General features: G+C 62.7%; 17 protein-coding genes. 11 read left to right on the top strand and 6 right to left on the bottom strand.

What is annotated here, in order from left to right:
• Positions 1-45 precede the first annotated feature (45 nt).
• On the bottom strand, positions 46-1,710 hold the full coding sequence (locus tag ACN0X6_RS19835; RefSeq protein ID WP_417706602.1) for an electron transfer flavoprotein-ubiquinone oxidoreductase: 1,665 nt from the start codon (positions 1,708-1,710) through the stop codon (positions 46-48).
• A 324-nt stretch (positions 1,711-2,034) separates the two neighbouring features.
• Between ACN0X6_RS19835 and ACN0X6_RS19840 the strand changes: the two genes are divergently transcribed.
• Both ACN0X6_RS19840 and ACN0X6_RS19845 read left to right on the top strand, forming a co-directional pair.
• Entirely contained in the window at positions 2,035-2,784 is a 750-nt protein-coding gene (locus tag ACN0X6_RS19840) for an electron transfer flavoprotein subunit beta/FixA family protein (RefSeq protein WP_160016648.1), read from the top strand.
• Positions 2,785-3,714: an electron transfer flavoprotein subunit alpha/FixB family protein gene (locus ACN0X6_RS19845; RefSeq protein ID WP_160016646.1), complete on the top strand. Its 930-nt coding sequence runs from the start codon at positions 2,785-2,787 to the stop codon at positions 3,712-3,714. It abuts the gene before it with no gap.
• A 73-nt stretch (positions 3,715-3,787) separates the two neighbouring features.
• On the opposite strand, the gene ACN0X6_RS19850 is transcribed toward ACN0X6_RS19845, so the two are convergent.
• The gene (locus ACN0X6_RS19850; RefSeq protein WP_417706604.1) at positions 3,788-4,714 is read right to left on the bottom strand and encodes an alpha/beta fold hydrolase; all 927 of its coding nucleotides are present in this window, start codon (positions 4,712-4,714) and stop codon (positions 3,788-3,790) included.
• A gap of 112 nt (positions 4,715-4,826) precedes the next feature.
• Between ACN0X6_RS19850 and ACN0X6_RS19855 the strand changes: the two genes are divergently transcribed.
• From ACN0X6_RS19855 to ACN0X6_RS19895, 9 genes are all read left to right on the top strand, one after another.
• Positions 4,827-5,660 (top strand): substrate-binding periplasmic protein, encoded by an 834-nt coding sequence (locus tag ACN0X6_RS19855; protein WP_417706606.1) that lies wholly within the window; start codon positions 4,827-4,829, stop codon positions 5,658-5,660.
• A 9-nt stretch (positions 5,661-5,669) separates the two neighbouring features.
• The gene (locus ACN0X6_RS19860; RefSeq protein WP_417706608.1) at positions 5,670-6,020 is read left to right on the top strand and encodes a DUF4398 domain-containing protein; all 351 of its coding nucleotides are present in this window, start codon (positions 5,670-5,672) and stop codon (positions 6,018-6,020) included.
• Positions 6,020-6,832 (top strand): OmpA family protein, encoded by an 813-nt coding sequence (locus ACN0X6_RS19865; protein ID WP_417706610.1) that lies wholly within the window; start codon positions 6,020-6,022, stop codon positions 6,830-6,832. Before ACN0X6_RS19860 ends, ACN0X6_RS19865 begins: the two co-directional genes overlap by 1 nt.
• A gap of 184 nt (positions 6,833-7,016) precedes the next feature.
• Positions 7,017-8,462 carry a PLP-dependent aminotransferase family protein gene (locus ACN0X6_RS19870; protein WP_074674926.1) on the top strand — a complete coding sequence of 482 codons (1,446 nt, stop codon included), beginning with the start codon at positions 7,017-7,019 and terminating at the stop codon, positions 8,460-8,462.
• 86 nt (positions 8,463-8,548) lie between these two features.
• Positions 8,549-10,249: a vWA domain-containing protein gene (locus ACN0X6_RS19875; protein ID WP_417706612.1), complete on the top strand. Its 1,701-nt coding sequence runs from the start codon at positions 8,549-8,551 to the stop codon at positions 10,247-10,249.
• The gene (locus ACN0X6_RS19880) at positions 10,246-10,818 is read left to right on the top strand and encodes an RNA polymerase sigma factor (protein ID WP_417706614.1); all 573 of its coding nucleotides are present in this window, start codon (positions 10,246-10,248) and stop codon (positions 10,816-10,818) included. The genes ACN0X6_RS19875 and ACN0X6_RS19880 overlap by 4 nt, the downstream gene beginning before the upstream one ends.
• Positions 10,815-11,483, top strand: coding sequence for a hypothetical protein (locus tag ACN0X6_RS19885; protein ID WP_417706616.1), 669 nt, complete (start codon positions 10,815-10,817; stop codon positions 11,481-11,483). The genes ACN0X6_RS19880 and ACN0X6_RS19885 overlap by 4 nt, the downstream gene beginning before the upstream one ends.
• 78 nt (positions 11,484-11,561) lie before the next feature.
• Complete coding sequence (locus tag ACN0X6_RS19890) at positions 11,562-12,029, top strand: hypothetical protein (protein WP_417706618.1); 468 nt, start codon at positions 11,562-11,564, stop codon at positions 12,027-12,029.
• A 37-nt stretch (positions 12,030-12,066) separates the two neighbouring features.
• Positions 12,067-14,256: a hypothetical protein gene (locus ACN0X6_RS19895; protein ID WP_417706620.1), complete on the top strand. Its 2,190-nt coding sequence runs from the start codon at positions 12,067-12,069 to the stop codon at positions 14,254-14,256.
• Positions 14,257-14,263: 7 nt separating this feature from the next.
• On the opposite strand, the gene ACN0X6_RS19900 is transcribed toward ACN0X6_RS19895, so the two are convergent.
• From ACN0X6_RS19900 to ACN0X6_RS19915, 4 genes are all read right to left on the bottom strand, one after another.
• Positions 14,264-16,090, bottom strand: a complete 1,827-nt coding sequence (locus ACN0X6_RS19900; RefSeq protein WP_417706622.1) for a long-chain-acyl-CoA synthetase — start codon at positions 16,088-16,090, stop codon at positions 14,264-14,266.
• Positions 16,091-16,216: 126 nt separating this feature from the next.
• Positions 16,217-17,068, bottom strand: coding sequence for an alpha/beta hydrolase (locus ACN0X6_RS19905; protein WP_417706624.1), 852 nt, complete (start codon positions 17,066-17,068; stop codon positions 16,217-16,219).
• Positions 17,069-17,213: 145 nt separating this feature from the next.
• A complete protein-coding gene (locus ACN0X6_RS19910) occupies positions 17,214-19,649 on the bottom strand; it encodes an autotransporter domain-containing protein (RefSeq protein ID WP_417706626.1) in 2,436 nt (811 codons plus the stop codon).
• 199 nt (positions 19,650-19,848) lie between these two features.
• Positions 19,849-20,697, bottom strand: coding sequence for an SDR family oxidoreductase (locus ACN0X6_RS19915; protein WP_417706628.1), 849 nt, complete (start codon positions 20,695-20,697; stop codon positions 19,849-19,851).
• Between the last annotated feature and the right edge of the window lie 38 nt (positions 20,698-20,735).

Below are 20,735 nucleotides of genomic sequence, written 5' to 3' on the forward strand. Positions count from 1 at the left end.
AACGAAAAAGGCTCCCGAAGGAGCCTTTTTCATGCGTGGCGCGAATTACATGTTGGGGTAATTCGGGCCACCGGTACCTTCCGGCGCGACCCAGGTGATGTTCTGGGCCGGGTCCTTGATGTCGCAGGTCTTGCAGTGCACGCAGTTCTGCGCGTTGATCTGGAACTTCTTCTCGCCGTCCTCCTGCGTCACCACTTCGTACACGCCGGCCGGGCAGTAACGCTGCGCCGGTTCGTCGTACAGCGGCAGGTTCTTCGCCAGCGGAATGCTCGGGTCGGTGAGCTTCAGGTGGCAGGGCTGCTCTTCTTCGTGGTTGGTGTTGGAGAGGAACACCGAGCTCAGTTTGTCGAAGCTCAGTTTGCCGTCCGGTTTCGGGTAGGCGATCTTCGCGCACTCGGCTGCAGGCTTCAGGCAGGCGTAATCCGGCTTGTTGTCGTGCAGGGTGAAGGGCGCTTTGCCGCCGAAGATGTTCTGGTCCAGCCAGTTGATGCCGCCGCCGACGATGGCGCCGTATTTGTGGATGGCCGCGCCGAAGTTGCGGCTGCGGAACAGTTCGTCGTACAGCCAGCTGGCCTTGAAACCATCGACATAGTTGCTCAGCTCGTCGCCACCTTCGCGCCCGGCTGCCAGGGCTTCGGCGATGGCGTCGGCAGCGAGCATGCCGGACTTCATCGCGGTGTGGCTGCCCTTGATCTTGGCGAAGTTCAGGGTGCCGAGGTCGCAGCCGATCAGGGCGCCGCCCGGGAAGACCATCTTCGGCAGTGAATTCAGGCCACCCTTGCTGATGGCGCGTGCGCCGTAGGCAACGCGCTTGCCGCCTTCCAGATACTGGGCAATCACCGGGTGGTGCTTGTAGCGCTGGAACTCGTCGAACGGCGACAGATGCGGGTTGGAATAGGACAGGTCGATGATCAGACCGACTACCACCTGGTTGTTCTCCAGGTGATAGAGGAAGGAGCCGCCGGTGTTCTCGGTGCCCATGATGTCCATCGGCCAGCCGGCGGTGTGCACCACCAGGCCTTGCTCATGCTTGGCTGGGTCGATGTCCCAGATTTCCTTGATGCCGATGCCGTAGTGCTGGGCGTCGGCTTCGCTGTCGAGGTTGTATTGCTTGATCAACTGCTTGCCGATATGGCCACGGCAGCCTTCGGCGAACAGGGTGTACTTGGCACGCAGTTCCATGCCAGGGGTGTAGTAGCCTTCCTTGGGGTTGCCTTCACGGTCGACACCCAGATCACCGGTGACGATGCCGCGCACCACGCCGTTCTCGTCGATCAGCGCTTCCTGGGCGGCGAAGCCCGGGTAGATTTCGACGCCCAGGTTCTCGGCCTGCTGGGCCAGCCAGCGGCACAGGTTGCCCAGGGAAATGATGTAATTGCCTTCGTTGTGCATGGTTTTCGGCACAAAGAAGTCAGGAATTCGGGTAGCCTTGTCAGCGTCGCGCAGCAGGTAGATGTCATCGCGCTTGACCGGGGTGTTCAGCGGGGCGCCGAGCTCTTTCCAGTCGGGGAAGAGCTCGTTCAAGGCGCGCGGTTCGAACACCGCACCGGAGAGGATGTGAGCGCCAACTTCGGAGCCTTTCTCGACCACGCAGACGCTGATCTCCTGACCCGCTTCAGCGGCTTTCTGCTTCAGTCGGCAGGCGGCGGACAGTCCGGACGGGCCGGCGCCGACGATGACGACGTCGAACTCCATAAATTCGCGTTCCACAGGCTATCTCCTACTCAAGGCTCTTCGATATTTTATGTTGGAGGGCGCGGCTCGCTCCCTAAGCACGGCGTGGGCATTATATCTACACCCTCTCGACGGGCCAATACAAACGTTTGTTTGAATTTTCTGTAGGCCTGTTAGAATCCTACTACATCGCGGATGACCGGCCAGTTCGCTGTATTGACCAGGCCAGGCCGCGGGGTCAAGATACGGGCGGTTTTGCGCTCGCCGTCTGAGCTGAAAGGTTGGTTGCGGCCGATTTTGCATCACCGGCCAGGCTCGCCTTGGCGACATTCTTATTCACCGGAGAGTAACGAGGAATCCATGAAGGTTCTTGTAGCTGTCAAACGAGTGGTTGACTACAACGTCAAGGTTCGCGTCAAGGCGGACAACAGCGGCGTCGACCTCGCCAACGTCAAGATGTCCATGAACCCCTTCTGCGAAATCGCCGTGGAAGAAGCCGTGCGCCTGAAGGAGAAAGGCGTGGCGAGCGAAATCGTCGTCGTCTCCATTGGCCCGGCTACCGCCCAGGAGCAACTGCGCACCGCGCTGGCTCTCGGTGCCGACCGTGCCATCCTGGTCGAGTCCAATGACGAGCTGAACTCCCTGGCCGTGGCCAAGCTGCTCAAGGCAGTGGTCGACAAGGAGCAGCCGCAGCTGGTGATCATGGGCAAGCAGGCCATCGACAGCGACAACAACCAGACCGGCCAGATGCTGGGCGCCCTGACTGGCTTCGGCCAGGGCACCTTCGCCTCCAAGGTCGAAGTTTCTGGCGACAAGGTCAACGTCACCCGTGAGATCGATGGCGGTCTGCAGACCGTTGCGCTGAACCTGCCGGCGATCGTCACCACCGACCTGCGCCTGAACGAGCCGCGCTATGCGTCGCTGCCGAACATCATGAAGGCCAAGAAGAAGCCGCTGGAAACCGTTACCCCGGACGCGCTGGGCGTTTCCACCGCCTCCACCGTCAAGACCCTGAAAGTCGAAGCGCCGGCTGCTCGCAGCGCTGGCATCAAGGTCAAGTCCGTGGCTGAACTGGTCGAGAAACTGAAGAACGAGGCGAAGGTAATCTAAATGACTATCCTGGTTATCGCTGAACACACCAATGCCGCTCTGGCTGCCGCGACCCTCAACACCGTTGCTGCTGCGCAGAAGATCGGTGGCGACATTCACGTTCTGGTAGCCGGTGCCAACGCTGGCGCTGCTGCCGAAGCTGCTGCCAAGATCGCCGGCGTGGCCAAGGTCCTGGTTGCCGACAACGCGGCCTATGCCAACCAACTGCCGGAGAACGTCGCTCCGCTGGTAGCCGAGCTGGGCAAAAGCTACAGCCACATCCTGGCTGCCGCCACCAGCAACGGCAAGAACATCCTGCCGCGCGTCGCCGCTGCCCTGGACGTCGATCAGATCTCCGAGATCATCGCCGTCGAAAGCGCCGACACCTTCAAGCGTCCGATCTACGCCGGTAACGCCATCGCGACCGTGCAGTCCTCGGCTGCCATCAAGGTGATCACCGTGCGTAGCACCGGTTTCGATGCCGCTGCTGCCGAAGGCGGTTCTGCCGCTGTTGAAGCCGTATCCGGCCCGGCCGATGCCGGCAAGTCCGCCTTCGTGGGCGAAGAGCTGGCCAAGTCCGACCGTCCGGAACTGACCGCTGCCAAGATCGTCGTTTCCGGCGGCCGTGGCATGGGCAACGGCGACAACTTCAAGCACCTGTACGCCCTGGCCGACAAGCTGGGCGCTGCCGTCGGCGCTTCCCGCGCTGCTGTCGACGCCGGCTTCGTGCCGAACGACATGCAGGTCGGCCAGACCGGCAAGATCGTTGCGCCGCAGCTGTACATCGCCGTCGGTATCTCCGGCGCGATCCAGCACCTGGCCGGCATGAAGGACTCCAAGGTGATCGTTGCGATCAACAAGGACGAAGAGGCGCCGATCTTCCAGGTTGCCGACTACGGTCTGGTCGCCGACCTGTTCGAAGCCGTACCGGAGCTGGAGAAGTCGGTCTAAGCCGCTTTTCCTGCAACGAAAAACCCGCTCTGGTGAGCGGGTTTTTTATTGCCTGCGCATCAGTGCGCAATCATCACTTCAGGCCTTCCAGAAACTGCCGGTAGAGCAGGGCGCTTTCGTCGGGGCGTTCGAGCATCGGCGCGTGACCGACGTTCTCCATGATCACCACGCTGGGTTCGCGCAGCAGCGGTTGCATGACCTCGATACTGGATACGTCCAGCACCCGGTCCTGCCTGCCCCAGAGCAGCAGAGTGGGCGCCTGGATTTTCGCCAGTTCGGGCTCCAATGGGACGGGGCGCTCCACCAGTTGCTTGAATACCCGTTCATGGTGCGCAGCCTTGGCCATGGAGCGCTCGCCCAGATATCGCTTGAGCGACTCGGGCAGATAGGGTGGCTCGACGAAGATGAAGTGCAGCAGATTGTCGAAGTCCTGCGGCTGCTTGACCACCAGTGGATTGGGCGCGCCACGGGTCAGCAGTCGATACAGCTCGCTCTTGTGCGGGCTGTCGATTCCTGCGTTGGCCAATAGCGCCAGCGAGTGGACGCGATCCGGGTAACGGGCCGCGAAGAGTGCGGCGATGTGTCCGCCCATCGAATTGCCCAGCACATGAGCCTGCTCGATGCCCATGGCATCGAGAATATTCGCCAGGCGTTCGGTCTGGGTGCCGACATCGTAGCTGCCCGGGGGCAGGTCGCTGTCGCCGAAGCCGGGCAGGTCCAGAGCAATGACGCGATAGTCCTGGGTCAGGTGGCGAGAAAAACGCAGCCAGTTATCCTTGTCGGCAGCGAAACCGTGGAGCAACACCAGGGTTTCGCCACTCGCTGGTCCTCCCTGATAGTAATGGATGTTAAGATCGCCGACAGACAGCTGCTCATGACTGAGCCCGGCGCGTTGTTGTTCTATCAGGCGCAGGCTGGTCAACTGAGTGGCGGGAAAGAAATACAGCGTTGCCGAGGCGACGAGAAGCAGTAGCAGCAAAGCGAGCAGCAATTTTTTCATGGCGCGTCCTTATCGCGAATTATTCCGGCGGCACACTAAGCTAGCATGAACACTGAGGATGCCGGGGTGCCAAGCTCATCCTGCCCATCAACGCATAAACCGAGAGTAGCCAATGCCTGAGCGTTGTCTGTTTAAGTCGCTGTTGCTGTGGTGTGCCCTGGTCGCCATGCCGACTGCGGCCCTGGCCGCCGGTAAATGCGAGCGCCTGGTGGCGACCGGTAACCCGGAATATCCTCCCTATCTCTGGCGTGATCCGCAGAACCCGCAGCAGTTGATCGGTGCCAATGCCGATCTGCTCAAACAGCTGGCAAAAGAACTCGGCTTGGTGGTTGACGTGATCTACACCGGACCCTGGTCGCGCGCGCAGGATGAAGTGCGTACCGGCCGTGTCGATCTGCTGGCCGGGGCGTTCTTGACGCTGCCGCGTCTGGAGAGCATGGATTACGTACACCCGGCATTCTTCTTCACGCCCAGCGTGGTCTGGGTGCGCAAGGGCGAAGCATTTCCCTATGGCAGCTGGATCGACTTGCAGGGGCATACCGGCGATACCCTGGTGGGCAACAGTTTTGGCCAGCAATTCGATACCTTCGCCAAGCAGAACCTGAAGCTCGAGGGCGTCTCCAGCTTGACCCAGGCGTTCCAGAAGTTGCTGCTGGGTCGCACCGACTACGTGCTCTACGAGCGCTACCCCGGCTTGGCGCTCGCCGAGACGCTGGGTATGGACGATGATCTGGAGGTGCTGGACCCGCCGATTTCCAGCGAAGGCCTCTACCTTACCCTGTCGCACAATTCGGCGTGCAACGAGCCCTGGCTACGCGGCCAGCTGGCGCGAAAAATGACAGAAATGGTCGCCGCCGGACTGCCTGAGCAGCTCCTGCAAAGCAATCTGGAACTGTGGAAGGCGCAGCAGATGCAGCCCGATCCGGTTGGCGACGTCACTCAGTAGGAAATTTTCGTGATCAATCGAACCCTTCCCTTGCTGCTGGCGCTGGGCCTGACCGCCTGCGCAAGCGATCCAGCTCCCACCGAGCAGATGCGGCTGACCGAACAGGCGCTGGCGCAGACCAGATCCCTGGGGGTAGTCAGCGAGCAGTCCGAGTCACTGCGCCAGGCTGAAGACAAGTTTGCGCAGGCCCAGGTGGCCACGCAGGACGGTGAAAACAAGCAGGCGCGGCTGCTGGCCGAGCAGGCCGAGCTGGATGCGCGTCTGGCCGAAGCCGAGTACCTCAATGGCAAGGGACGCGAACAGCTGACCGAGCTCAATCAGCGCATCGGCCGTCTGCGCCAGCAACTGGGAGCCATGTGATGAAGGCTTTTGCTCATCTGAGCGCTCTGATGCTGGTCGGTACGCTGCTGAGTGGCTGTGCCTCCGGCGAGTTGGCGAGTGAGCAGGCCCTGGAAGAGGCGCGCCTCAGCTTCCAGTCGGTCAAGGAAGATCCCAGCGTGTTGCGCGCGGCACCCAAGGACGTGATTCGCGCAGGCGAATCGCTGGCCCGTGCCGAGCGTCTGTCCAGTTACTGGGGCAGTGGCGATGATGTGCGTCATTACGCTTACCTCAGCCAGCGCTATGCCGCGATCGCCAGGCAGCACAGCGATATCAGCCTCAATCAGGAGCGCGCAGCCAAGCTCGAGCTGGAGCGCCAGCGCCTGCAACTGACGTTGCGCGAGGCCAAGCTGATGAGCGTGCAGCAGCACAACGGCTGGCTGGAGGAGCAGATGGTCAGCCTCGCCACCAGCGAGAGCGAGCGCGGCCTGGTGATGACCCTGGGCGACATGCTGTTCGACGCGGGTCGTGCCGAGCTGCAACCGGCAGCCAACCGCACGGTGCTCAAGCTCGTGCAGTTCCTGCAGATCAATCCGCAGCGCCGCGTGCGGATCGAGGGCTACACCGACAATACCGGCGATGCTGCCGAGAATCTCGAGCTGTCGCGCGCACGCGCACAGGCTGTAGCCGATCTGCTGGTGGACCTGGGCGTGGATGCCAAGCGTATTCAGGTGGCCGGTTACGGCGTCGACTTCCCTGTTGCGGAAAACGCTTCGGCACGTGGCCGGGCGCAGAATCGGCGGGTGGAGATCGTCTTCTCCGACGAGCGAGGCCAGCTAGGCGCCGCGCGTTGAATGCCTGGCGCCGAGTCTGACGAGACCCCGGCAGCGTCCGGGGTTTTTTGTGCGCTGAAAATGGCGATTGCGCCGTGTTATCTCGGCACGTCATGGCGTATCGGAAAAACAGATAGCATCTGTGCCGGTACAATTGTGTAGCAATAGGTTACTGTTATGCTCCAGTGATCCGGAGGATATCGCCATGACCAATCTGCTGCTCTATCAACGTATCGCCCAGCAGTTGGCCGAAGATATTCGTCGCGGTGTCTACCAGCCCGGCGAGCGCGTGCCTTCGGTGCGCAAGATGAGTGCGCAGCTCAATGTCAGCCATGCCACGGTTCTGCAGGCGTACGCCAACCTCGAGGATCAGGGGCTGATCCGTGCACGCCCGCAATCCGGCTTCTACGTCCACCAGACGCCAGCGCTGACCGCGCCGACGCCGGATATCGCCAAGGTGGAGCGGCCAGGCCTGGTCACCCGCGCCAGCATCATCAATCAGGTGCTCACCGAGTCACGTCGTGAGGGCGTGTTCCCGCTGGGCGCCGCGGTGCCGCATGTCGATTACCTGCCGGTGCGTGCGCTGCACCAGCAGTTGGCCAAGGTCACCCGTTTTCACAGCCCGCGCGCGTTCAGCTACATGTTCAGTCCCGGCTTCGAGCCGCTGCGCCGCCAGGTGGCGATCCGCATGCGCGATGCCGGCGTGGTGGTCGATCCGTCCGAGGTGGTGATCACCCACGGTTGCGTCGATGCGCTGCAGATGAGCCTGCGTGTGCTGACCAAACCGGGCGACCTGATCGCGGTGGAGTCGCCAACCTATTACGGCCTGCTGCAACTGGCCGACTTGCTCGGCCTCAAGGTCATCGAGATTCCCTGTGACCCGACCACCGGCATCAGTCTCGAAGCGCTGCAACTGGCGGCCAACCAGTGGCCGATCAAGGCGCTGGTGCTGACTGCGCGGTTGTCCAACCCGCTGGGCGGCACTATTCCCGAGGAGCGTCAGCGTCAGTTGTTGCGCCTGGCTGGCGATTACGATTTCCAGATCGTCGAGGACGATATCTATGGCGAGCTGATGTTCGAGCAGGGGCCGACCAAGGCGCTGAAGTCACATGATCGCGACAGCCGGGTGATCTATTGCTCGAGCTTCTCCAAGACGCTGTCGCCGGGTGTGCGCATTGGCTGGATCGTCGCTGGCAAGTATCAGGACGAGATCCAGCGACTGCAGACCTTTTCCACCCATTCGGCGTGCAGCGTCACCCAGATGGCGGTAGCGGCTTATCTGGAAAATGGGGGGTACGACCGTCATCTGCGGCATATCCGTCAGGAATATCGCAAGAACCTCAATGCCTTCCAACTGGCGGTGCAGCAGTATTTCCCGATCGGCACGCAGATGACCCGGCCCAAGGGCGGCTTCATCCTCTGGGTCAGCCTGCCGGCGCGGGTCAATACCAAGGATCTGCACGTGCGCGCGCTGCAGCAGGGCATCTCGATCGCGCCGGGGCTGATCTTCAGCAACACCGAGCAGTTCAATCATTGCGTGCGGCTCAACTGCGGCATTCCGTGGAACCGTGAGGCGGAGAGGGCGCTGATGACCCTCGGCATGCTGGCCACGCAGCTGTGCCAGGAGGCGGGCGGTTCCTGGGAGGGCTGAGAAAGTACGTCCTGGGTTAACCCGTTTCATCGAGGGGCTGCGTCTACCTGAGCGAAGGTCTCGTGCCATTGCTCAGGAGGTGCACCATGTCCGCTTGTTCCGCGTTGCTCGTTCGTCCGTTCGCCGTCGGTTTTTCGGCCAGCGCCTTGCTGCTGCTCGCCGCGTGCAGCGCCTCTGGCCCGGAGCCGGAAGCCCAGGCCAGCCCGGCTCCAGCGTCACCGCTGGTGCGTGAGCGCCTGGCTGCGACCGCCGTGGCCGAGATGCCGGCCGAGGCCAGCCACAAACGCCTGGCGACTCTGGCCTACGCACCGTCTCCCCGCGCCGATGTCCTGCCGCCGGGCTACCGTGACGAATCGCGCGAGCAGTACCAGGCCTATGCCGATAATCCGGTGTTCGCTGTCGCCGAGACGCCGGTGTCCACCTTCAGCATCGATGTCGATACCGGCAGCTACGCCAACGTGCGGCGCTTCCTCAATGGCGGGCAACTGCCACCGAAGGATGCCGTGCGCCTGGAGGAGCTGGTCAACTACTTCCCTTACACCTATCCGCTGCCTCAGGGCGACGCGCCCTTCGGTGTCAGCACCGAACTGGCGGTGACGCCGTGGAACCCGCAGACGCGCCTGCTGCGCATTGCCATCAAGGCGTCGGATCGCAGTGTCGAGGAACTGCCGCCGGCCAATCTGGTATTCCTCGTCGACGTGTCCGGCTCCATGCATCGCCGCGAAGGCCTGCCGATGGTGCAGGGCACGTTGAAGCTGCTGGTCGATCAGCTTCGCCCGCAGGATCGCGTCTCGTTGGTCACCTATGCCGGCGACAGCCAGGTGGTGCTGGACTCCACGCCCGGCAGCGACAAGGCGAGGATCCGCGCCGCCATCGATCAATTGAGCGCTGGCGGTTCGACGGCAGGGGAGTCGGGTATCCAGCTGGCCTACCAGCAGGCGAGCAAGCACCTGATCGATGGCGGCATCAACCGCATCCTGCTGGCCACCGATGGCGACTTCAATGTGGGCATCAGCGACTTCGACAGCCTCAAGCAACTGGCGGCCGACAAGCGCAAGACAGGCGTCTCGCTGACCACCCTTGGCTTTGGCGTGGACAACTACAACGAGCGCCTGATGGAGCAGTTGGCCGACGCCGGCAACGGCAATTACGCCTATATCGATAATTTGCGCGAAGCGCGCAAGGTGCTGGTGGATCAGCTCGCTTCCACCCTCGCCACGGTGGCCAGCGACGTGAAGCTGCAACTGGAGTTCAATCCGAGCGAGATCAGTGAGTATCGTCTGCTGGGCTACGAGAACCGGGCGCTCAAGCGCGAGGACTTCAGTAATGACAAGGTCGACGCCGGTGATATCGGCGCCGGGCATACCGTCACCGCGCTCTACGAGATCGTCCCGGCGGGCGCCAAAGGCTGGCTGGAGCCCTTGCGCTATCAGGCTGCTGTCCAGCCCGCGAGCAAGAGCGGCGAGTTGGCCTGGCTGCGGATTCGCTACAAGGCTCCAGGCGAGGCGGCCAGCCGTCTGCTGGAGCGCCCCATCGCCAGTGCCGAGGCCAAGCCGGTCGCGACTGCCAGCGAGGATCTGCGCTTTGCCGCAGCGGTGGCTGCATTCGCCCAGCAGCTCAAGGACGGGCGCTACACCGGCGCTTTCGATCTGGCGCAGAGCATCGCGCTGGCGCGCTCGGCCAAGGGCGAGGATCGCTTCGGCCTGCGTGGCGAGTTCATCCAACTGGCCGAAATCGCCCAGAGCCTGCACACTTCGGCTTCAACCCCTGCACGAGCTCAGCAGTGAACGCACCTCTCACGGATGACGACGCCGCTTTATTGCGGCGTTACCGCCGCGGCGATGCCGCCGCTTTCAACCTGCTCTACCAGCGCCATCGTCTTGGCCTGTTCCGCTTTCTGCTTGGCCTGTGTGGCGATCACGCCCTGGCCGAGGAAGTGTTCCAGGACACCTGGATGAGCCTGGTGCGCAGTCAGAGCGAGCAGCGCGAGGCGGTGCTGTTCAAGACCTGGTTGTACCAGATCGCCCGCAACCGCCTGATCGACCACTGGCGCAAGACGGGCCGCCATCAGGCCGGACACGACGAATACGATGAGGGCCAGCACGCCCAGGCCGATCCACAGCCCGGCCCTGAGCAGCAGTGGAGCCTGAGTCGCGACAGTGAGCGGCTACAGGCGGCGTTGGCCGACCTGCCGGAAGATCAGCGCGAAGTGTTCCTGCTGCGCGCCCATGGCGACCTGGAACTGAACGAGATTGCCGAGTTGACCCGCACGCCGGCCGAGACGGTCAAGAGCCGTCTGCGCTATGCCCTGCAGAAATTGCGCCGGCTGCTGGCCACCGAGGAGTTGTCCGCATGACCCATGAACGAGAACCTCTGGACCGCGAACAGGCGCTGCTGGCGCATTTCCGTGCCCATGGCAGCGGCGAGCCCTCGGCCGAGCTGGATGCACGTATCCTGGCGGCGGCCAGTGCGGCTGCCCGAGAAGCGCATCAGCCCAACGAGGCTGAATCCGGCTGGGCGCAGCGCCTGCACCAGTGGCTGTTCGGTAGTGGCCGTCAGCGCTGGTCGGTGGCCGTGGCTGGGCTGGCCTGCGTGGGGATCGGTGTCAGCCTGACCTGGCGCACGCTGGAGCAGACGCCGGATGCCTTCGATGCGGTACCGCCCAGCGTTGCGATGAGCCCGGCCGCGCCGGCGCCGATGGCGGCCAAACGTGCGCCAGAGCAGGAGGCGGTTGCGCCTGTGGCGGCCCCGCAGGAACGCATGAGAAGCCAGGCCATGGCACGCCAGGCGCCTGCTGCCGATAGGGCTGAGGCACCGATGGCCAGCAGCGCTGCGCTGGCGCCCATGGCCGAGCTGGTGGTCCAGAGCGAGCCGCGCGAGGCGCTGCTGCGTCTGCTGGAGCTGCGCAAGGCGGGCGAGCAGGACGAGGCGCAGCGCCTGTTGGAGCAGTTGAAGGCCGACTATCCGCAGCTGGATATCGAAGCCGAACTCGCACACCTGGCCGCGCAGGCACCGAAGTAAAAGTCGTGTAAGTCGGCTTGTCAGGCGCGCCCATGCGGAGGAGCATGGGCGCGTTACTGATCGAGTTGATCTTGTCCCATGATGCGTAAGTCCATTGTTCTATTGCTGTGCCTGGGTTGGCTGAGCGCCTGTGAGCGTGAGCCCGAGCCTGTTGCGCAGCAGCCCGAGCCAGAGCCTGCAGTGGTTGCGACGCCGGCCAAGGTGCCTGCTGCCAAGCCAGAGCCGGTCGAGGCCAAACCGGTGGCTACACCCGCCAAACCACCCGTCGCCGCCAAGCCCAAGCCTGCTGCAGCGCCACAGCCCAAGCCGGCAGAGCCCGAGTCGAAACTGGTGCTGGATCTGAGCGTGCCGCAGGAGCTGTTCGAGCAGGCGCTGGAAAGTGAAACGCGTGAGGATCTCTCACCGGTGCTGCCACCGCTGTTTGGCGAGAAACCCGAAGTCCAGAGCCCGTTCCAGATCAGTGGCCGGCTGATCAGCAACGAACGGGTCGACGACTACTGGGACTCCATCGAAGGCGCTGAGCTGCAGTTCGAGTTCAAGCAGTAAGTCGAGCCGACTCGACTGCCGTACCTGGCGGTCATGAATGAACGGGATTGCGGGTTGGCGCAAGTCCGCGTGGGGGCTGTGCCGTTATGATCGCGGCCTGCACACTGAATCACTGGCAAAGGAGTGCCGAATGTCTGCCAATACCGATGAGTACGACAGCCCTGCGGCGTTGACAATTGTCGCCGCCTTGGCGAGCTTTGGCGTTCCGCTTGCTCTGGGGATTCTCCTGCAATGGCAGCAGGTACTGGGTCTGATTCAGGCGGCGATCATAGCTTTGGGTGTCGTTGCCATTACGGGTCATCGCGGACTCTACAAGCACTTTCCGCTACCGCTGATGAGCCTGATTCTGGGCTTCAGTTTTAATCTTTGGGGAGAGGTTTCTGGTGTCCTCGGCTTTTTCGTCGGGCTGTTCGTTCTGCTGTTTAGCGGTGTGCATCTTTTTTTCTGGATGCAGTTTCTGGGCCTCACCAGCAAAGACTTCAGATACTGTCACACCCTGTCATCTCATGGCAGAAAAGTAGATTGGGAGCCGACTTCCCGTTCGGATTACCTGCCCCAATATGGCACCGCCTGGCTGGCCAGAACCATAGCTGGCTTTGCCTGGGCCATTGATGGGCGGGTGAGTGAGCAGCTTCAGGCTGGAGTCGATCAGTGGTCGCGCCCCATCGCCCGAGCAACGGCTGCTTCACCTGCGCCAACCGAGCCGCCTGTCGTTGTCAGCACGCCGACGCCTGGGCACCGTTGCCAAGGCCAGATCGACGACAGCGGCCACTTGATCTTCAATGCGCCGCGGGGCAGTCACATGCTTCGTGGCGAGCCGTTCAGCGCAGTGGACGGCCAAGGCGCGCCAGGTTTTGGTCTCTGGTTGGATGACCAGCCCACCGGACTGTTGCTCGAACAGGGTGCCTCGGTGTTGTGGAGCGATGACGGTCAGTCGCTAGTCTGTTTCGCGCGTGCCGAGAGCCAGTCCGTAGAAGAAACCACCTCCTGGCTTTGGCGATCAGCCTCCGGCTGGCGCCCGCTGGAAGAGCCCTGGCAGTCGCTCGTCGACGAGCCCTTGCTGGAGTGGGGCGCACCCGTGCGCCTGGAGGGCGGGCGTCTCTTTTACGATGCACTGATGCATGGGCCGCAAGCTGAGCGATCTGTGAGTCTGACACTGTGCAGCGAGTTGGAAGGGGCGCGGGCTGGCACTGTATCGCTGCAGCCAGCGTCGATGTCGGACGACGCGCAACCCTGCCTGACCCTGCTGCGCAAGAGCCGTGATGGCCGCCGCCATGCCTTTGCCTGCCATATCGGTGCCTGGCAGTTGCCGGGGCTGTGGTGTCTCGATCACCGCATTTCCGACTGCGGGCGCTATCTGGCCTTGATCGCTTTTGCCGAGGCGCCCGCCATTCCTCATCAACTGGTCGTGGCTGATGTGCTGGCGCGTCGCCTGCTGAGGCTCGATGAGCCGCTGCTGATCGCCAGGCTAGAGGCGTTCGAGGACGGTGTCATTCGTCTGCAGCAGATAGTCGGCAGGCGGGCCAGTGCCATGGGTACCGGCCCCTTGCCGCATCTCGAGGCGCTGGCGCCGGCGGCGGAGCAGGCCGATGCCTTCGTTGCGCTTGGCCGCTTGCATCATCGCATCACGCAGATTGCGGTCGATCCCTGGTCGTTGCGTTTGTTGCCCAACTGGCGTCTGCAATGGCGCCCTGTGCCTGCCAGTGCTCAGGGTGATTACCTGCTCGCTGCGCCTGGCGCAGGGGATGCTGCCTGGCTGTTCGGACTCGACAGCTACGTGCGCGAAGGCAATGCGCTGCCAGGCGGGGCGTGCGTCCTGACCGCCTCCGGTTGCGGCGTGGCGGATCTCGCCCCCTCGATGGTCTGGTCGGCGGACGGCCGTTATCTGGCGTTGAGTCGTCGAGTGATCGGCGAAGAGACCGTACAGTGGCACCTGCTGCTGCTGGATACTCAGGATCACACGCTGCGCCACGCCCCCCAGCCTATGGCTGCGATGCCATGCTTCGAGGCGTTCGATGCTGCCGGCCTGCATGTCAGTGGTGTCGAGCAACAGGTGCAGTTGGTCGCGATGGAGACACTGCTGGCGTTACCCCGACAGATGCTGATTCGCACTGGTGATATCTGGTTGCTTGCCGAACAGCTGAGCGATGCCGTGCACTGGCATCGCCTGGACAGCAGGCATTTACAGAGCTGGCGGTCTCCTGCTGGCGAGACTTGTCGGGCGTAGGTTGCGCTCAGAAGCGATAGACCTGCCGTGCGATGGCCGCATGCAGCTCATCATCCAGCGGCTCGAAGCTCGTCGAACTCGGCAGGCGTACAAACAGCGGGCCGTCGACCTGGCGCGGATCGTAGCCGGCCTGTTTCAGATCCGCTTTCTTGTACTTGAAGGTGCCGGTGGTCTCCACTTCGCCGAGCAAGCGCACGAACAGTGGCACCGCGTAGGCTGGCAATTGTGCGTCGAGGTGGGCGCCCAGCGCCGCACCATCGAGCTCAAAGCCTTGTGCCAGGCGCAGCGCTGCCATGCCGCAGCGGCCGTTGGTGCCGGGAATCTCCACGCCGTAAACCACTGCATCCTCCACGCCTGGGAAAGCGCCGAGCACGTTCTCCACCTCGGTCGTTGAAACGTTTTCGCCCTTCCAGCGGAAGGTGTCGCCGAGGCGGTCGACGAACTGCGCGTGCTTGCAGCCGATGTCACGCATCAGGTCGCCGGTGTTGAACCAGGCGTCGCCCTTCTTGAACACGTCGCGCAGGATCGCGGCCTCGCTCTTGGCCGGATCGGTGTAGCCATCGAACGGCCATTTGGCGCTGATCTCGCTGATCAGCAGGCCGGCTTCGCCCTTGTCGGCCTTCTGCAGAAAACCCTTGTTGCCACGGATCGGCCGATCATTCTCCAGGTCGTAGCGGACGATGGCGTAGGTAGCGGGGGTGTAGCCGACGGTGTTGTCGAAGTTGAAGACGTTGGTGAAGCCGATGTTGCCTTCGCTGGAGGCATAGAACTCGGTGATCTGCTCGACGCCGAAGCGCTGCTTGAAGTCGCTCCAGATCGACGGGCGCAGGCCGTTGCCGATCATGCAGCGCAGGCTGTTGTCCTGTTCCGCCGGGTGCACGGGCTGGTTGAGCAGGTAGCGGCACAGTTCGCCGATGTAGCCGAAGCAGGTAGCCTGGTAGCGCGCCACGTCGCTCCAGAAGGCGCTGGCGGAAAACCTGCGGCGCAGGGCGATGGCCGCACCGCCGGCCAGCGCTGCGCTCCAGCATACGGTGACGGCATTGTTGTGGTAGCAGGGCAGGGTCAGGTAGAGCACGTCGCGCTCGCTCAGGGTCAGGCCTGAGTGGCCGAAGCCGCCATAGGCCTTGATCCACTTGCCGTGGCTCATGATCGAGGCCTTGGGCAGGCCGGTGGTGCCGGAGGTGTAGATCAGAAAGCAGGCGTCCTTCATGCGCACGCGCAGGCTGTCCGGCGGGTTGTCCTCGGCCTGGGCGGCGGCCAGTTGCATGAGGTTGAGCCAGCCGTCCGGTGCCTGGCCGGCATCGCTCAGGCAGTCCCGGTCAGCGATCCAGTAGCGGCGAGTGCATGGGGCATGCAGCTGGTCGGCTATTTCGTCGAAGACGCCGTGCAGTTCGTCACCTATCACCAGGAAGCCGGGCCTGACCAGGTTGAAGCTGTGCGCCAGCACCTTGCCGCGCTGAGTGGTGTTGATCAGTGCGCCGACCGCACCGAGTTTGCTCAACGCGGCGAGGATCGCCAGCAGTTCCAGGCGGTTCTCCAGCATCACTGCGACCACGTCGCCATGCCGGACCCCCTCGGCCTTGAACGTCCAGGCCAGGCGATTGGCCCAGGCGTTGAACGCGTGATAGCTGAGCTGGCGGTTTTCATCCATCAGTGCCGGACGCTCGGGGTGGCGTTCGGCAGCGCGCTGCAGGGCCCAGGCCAGCGACAGGTTCTTCTCGCGGTTGCGAATGCCGGCGTAGTAAAGGCCGCGCAGCATGCGCGGCACTCGCGGCAGGTGCTGCGGCAGGTGGGCCAGGAAGCGGAAGGGCGAAATCAGATCGGCTTGGCTCATGGGGCTCGCACTTGGGATGTCATGAATGAGAGGCGAGTCCTGACTCTAGTCAGCGTGGCGCATAGCAGCCATGGCCCTGGCGCGCGCTTCGGTGGGCAGATCGGCAAATGGCGTTGCTATCGTCGTTTAGAAATCCTGTGAGCCCGGTTGCCAGGCCTCGATATGCTCCCAAAGGGCAGGCCAGCCTTGTGCCCAGCAGCAGCGATGATCATAGCCAGGTACTACCTTGCGCTGCGCGCGGTGGCCGGGAGGGTAGCCCGCCAGGAACGCTTCGGTTAATCGGGGGGGGATAATGCGATCTTCATCTCCTACCAGGTGAAACTGTTCAATATTCGCCAACCGCGCACGCAGGGGCGCAGTGTCCAGTGAACCGTTCAGGGCGGAGATTCGATGGTGATGGGTCCAGGCGGCATGATCGAGGTTGCCGGCAATCGTGACGATGCGCTTCACATCGTCACGCCGCGCCGCGAGGAGCAATGTCAGGGCTCCACCGCCCGAGTAGCCGATGAGCACCAGGCGCCGAGCGCCAGCTCGGTCTTTCAGTTGCTCAACAGCCTGATCAAGACTCTGTACCACTTCTTCGGCGAAGCGGGCGTCAGTCCAGTAGCGTCTTTGGCAGGGTGGGCGAGAGGCATCCAGATACTGGCATGGGCGGCCCAGATAGGCAGCGTTGCCTCGGGGTTGTGCCAATGCCAGGCGCAGGGCAATCGGGTCGAGAGGGGTCGGGTCACTGGAGGGTTGGCGAGCGTTGATCCAGGCAAAGCCATCACCCTCCAGATAGATCGTCAGCTCATCACCTCTGGTCTGAGGCGCAAAGGCCTGCAGGCGAAAGACACCGCCCTGCAGTTGCAGCGCCTGCCAGTTCTGCTGGTGCGCGAGCGTGGATGCTTGCTGACGCCGCTCGCCCGGGCTGGGAAAGGAGGTGCAGGCTGCCAGCAGTAATGTTCCTGCCAGCAGGAATAGGGGGCTCAGGCGCATGGATGCATATCTACCTCAGCTGACCGAGCTGTTTGCAGATGGAGCGGGGTGTCGCGCGCCGTCGTTTCATCTTGCTCATCCGTGCTGAGCGCCAACACCCGAAGACCACGGCATTGAGCGTGGCCTTGGTGTCGCGACACGGGGCTCAGAAGGCCCAGCGTGCTTTCACTGAGGCACCCTGGTTGGTGAAGTCGCTACGCGCCTCTGCATCGTACCGCAGGCTGACTTCGGTGCCTCCGCTCAGGGTGTGGGTCAGACCCAGTCCGGCGCGGGCTAGCCAGGGCTCCAGGTCCAGCCCTTGGGTTCTGAAGGCGGCACCGGGGGCGCCAGCGTAGGTGGACGTGATTGCGCCGTTCTCGTCGATCACGTCGTAGCCGGCGCCGAGGTTGGCACTGAGCAGGGTGGCTTCGCTCAAGGCGTAGTTGAGTTTTCCGTCGATGCTGAGCAGCAGCTCTTCGGTGTCGTTGCTGTCTACGTCCAGATCAAGAGCGCCAGCACCTTTCTCATGATACGAATCGGTGCCTATCCACGTGTAGTCCGCGCGGGCCGAAGGCACGAAGGTCAGCTGTTCGGACAGGTGCATGTTGTGACCGATGCCAATGCCGGCATGGACGTTGTAGCCGTTGTAGTCGGCGTGGGCAGTGGCATCTGCGAAAGGCATGTGGCGCTTGCTTTCGTTGCGGTTCTGCCCGGCATCCAGCTGGAAGTTCAGCTCGGTATCGGCACTCAGGGCGTAACTGCCGTAGCCTATCAGCTGGAAGGTATCGATCTGGGCGCTTTGCGGGGCAATCGGTGAGTCGCTGTCCAGGTCGGTCTGTGCGTAAGCGAATGCCAGGCCAAGCCGGGTGGTTTGGGAAACGGCCGTATCGGCACCGATAGCCAGGCCCTTGGTGTCGGCGTCGTAGCCAGAGATACCGCTACGTTCATGTTGCTCGGCCCAGGAGCCGAAGGTCTTGATCCAGAGATTGCCGTTGCTCAGGGCGTCACCCGAAGACAGGCCGCGATTGCTGTCCTGATGGGCCTGAATCACCCGGTTGATACCGGCCAATGTGCTGTTGGTGGCATTGCTGGCGCTGCCGGCGACAGTGGGCAGGGTAGAGGTGACTGCGTTGGAGACCTCCTGCTCGCTGGTCAGACCGATGAAGTTGGACGCCAGCTCACCAGTCGGATCTTCGGCTAGTGCCTTGTCGAGCACCTGGGCTGCTTCTTGTGCCGGGTTGTTGCCGGTATTGATGACGCTGTCCAGCACGCCGGCAGTCTCGGCCTTGGCCAGTGTCAGGTCGACGGTATTACCGTCCTTGACCGCGCCGAAGTCGAAAAGCAGGGAGTTGTCGCTGACGGCAAAGGTACCGTCGCTGATCAGGTCGTTGGCGCTGAGTACATCGTCGAGTGTGCTGGCCGTGAAGGAGTAGCCGGGATTGCTGACGTCCACCATGATCTTGGCATTGCCGAGCAAGGTAGCGGTGCCGTCTACCACCAGCTTGCCGTAGGTGCTGTCATCCGCCACGCCAATCTTCAAGGCGCCGCTGCTGGCCTGGTTGTAGTCGCCATAAATGGTGCCGGTGACGCCCGCTGCCAGGCCAAGGGTGCCCGCGTTGCTAAGGCCGCTGAAGACAACGATGCCGTCGTCCATCGTGCCAGATGTGCTGAGGCCCGTGCCCATCTTCAGAGTGGCACCGTTCTCGATCACAAAGCGGTCGACGTCGACCGCGCTCTCGGTGCTGAACACTGCGCCAGACTTGAGAGTGAGGGTGCTGTACTGGGCTCTGACGTCGCCCACCAGGCGTGCCTTCTGGCCGGTAATATCAATGGCCATCCCACTGCCGGCCTGATCTGCAATCGAGAAGTCTGTGCCCGAGATGGTGCCACTGTTGGTGATGGCACCGATGGCGCTGTCATAGACCTGAATCCCCGCCAGGGTGCCATTGATGGTGCCGCTGTTGTTGATTGAGTCGATGGTCGTGCCAGTATCAATACCGATGCCGACACCATCAGTACCGATGCCGCTGATGGTGCCGCTGTTGACGATGGTGCTGATGTCCACAGCTCCGGTCGCCAGAACACCGATACCCCCGGTGATGGTGCCGGCATTGCCGAGGCTGTCGAGCGTCACCGTTTGCGCCAGACCATCCAGGGTAATGCCGGCGAAGGAGCCTTCGATGGTGGCGCCTGCCAGGTTGCTGATGCTGCTGCCGCTGGCTTGTAGATAAATGCCGGAACCGTCCAGGTAATAGGTGCCGCTGGTATTGCGGATGATCCCGGCATTGCTGATGCTGCCGAAACCGAAATCGCTGAAAACGGCTGACTCATTGGCTGTGGTGATGCTGCCGGATTTACTCACTGTCAGGCTGTCATTGCCGTACAGATAACAACTGTAGGATTCGTTGCCGCTGATGGTGTTGTTGCCAGCCCCGCAAATACCCGGGACGGCCTGCGCTGCTCCAGCTGTCGTCAGGGCAAGGGCTACACCTGCGAGCTTGAGTGCGCCGCCACTGCGCTTGCCATGCAGGTTGGCATGTTCATCGGCAACCACGAAGCTGTTGCGGGTAAAGCTCCAGACGATACTAAAAGCTTTGTTCATGACTGCTCCCTGCGCTACCTGGCAACTGCCAGGCGAGCGATGCGACGCGTTTGTATCAGCGGTACGGCGGGAGGGTTCAGATTGCACTTCCCTGCATACGGCTTCCTGACATGCCTGGCATGTAGTGGCATTGTGCCTGACTTCTTTCAGGCGCACATTCGGTATTTGCTGCAGGCCCGATGAGCAGCCGAAGATTGACTCAATCGACGAACAGATCCGGTATCAGGCTGCCGCCAGCAGGATCGAAACGGTATTGCTCGAAGTCGCTGATGCCCTGTTCGCGCAGGATGTCCTCGTCGATCAGCAGGCGCCCGGTGATGCTGCGGCCTTGACTGGCCAGGATCGCATGAGCCGCGTCGGCCATGATCGCCGGGGTGCGTGCCCGCTTGAAGGCGTCGCGGCTGCCCAGTTCGAACTCGATGGCGGCGGTGGCGATCATGGTCTTCGGCCACAGTGAATTGACGCTGATGCCGTACTTCTTGAATTCCTCGCTCATGCCCAGGGTGAGCATGCTCATGCCGTACTTGGTGACGGTGTAGGGGCCGTGCTGGGCGAACCACCTGGTATCGAGGTTGAGCGGCGGAGAGAGGTTGAGGATGTGCCCGCCCGAGCTCTGTTTCCCCGCAGCGGAGCTGCTGTTCTTCAAGTACGGCAGCGCCGCCTGGCTGCAGACCATCACCGCACGGGTATTGATCTGGTACATCAGGTCGAAGCGCTTGGGTTCCAGTTTCTCCACGCCCACCAGCTTGATCGCCCCGGCGTTGTTGATCAGTGCATCGATACAGCCAAAATGCTCGGCGGCCTTGGCCATGGCTGCTGCCACGGCTTGTTCGTCACGCACGTCCAGTTGCAACGCCAGGGCCTTGCCGCCAGCGGCTTCGACCTCGGCTGCGACGCTGAAGATGGTGCCTTGCAGTTTCGGGTGCGGCTCGGCGCTCTTGGCTGCAATGACGATGTTGGCGCCATCGGCGGCGGCCTTGAGGGCGATCTCGCGGCCGATACCACGGCTGGCGCCGGTGATGAACAGGGTCTTGCCGGAAAGTGACATGGGCGTTCCTCTTGTTGTTCGAACACTTAGGGTGCGCC

This window comes from Pseudomonas sp. (genome assembly GCF_048269965.1).
GTDB lineage: Bacteria > Pseudomonadota > Gammaproteobacteria > Pseudomonadales > Pseudomonadaceae > Aquipseudomonas.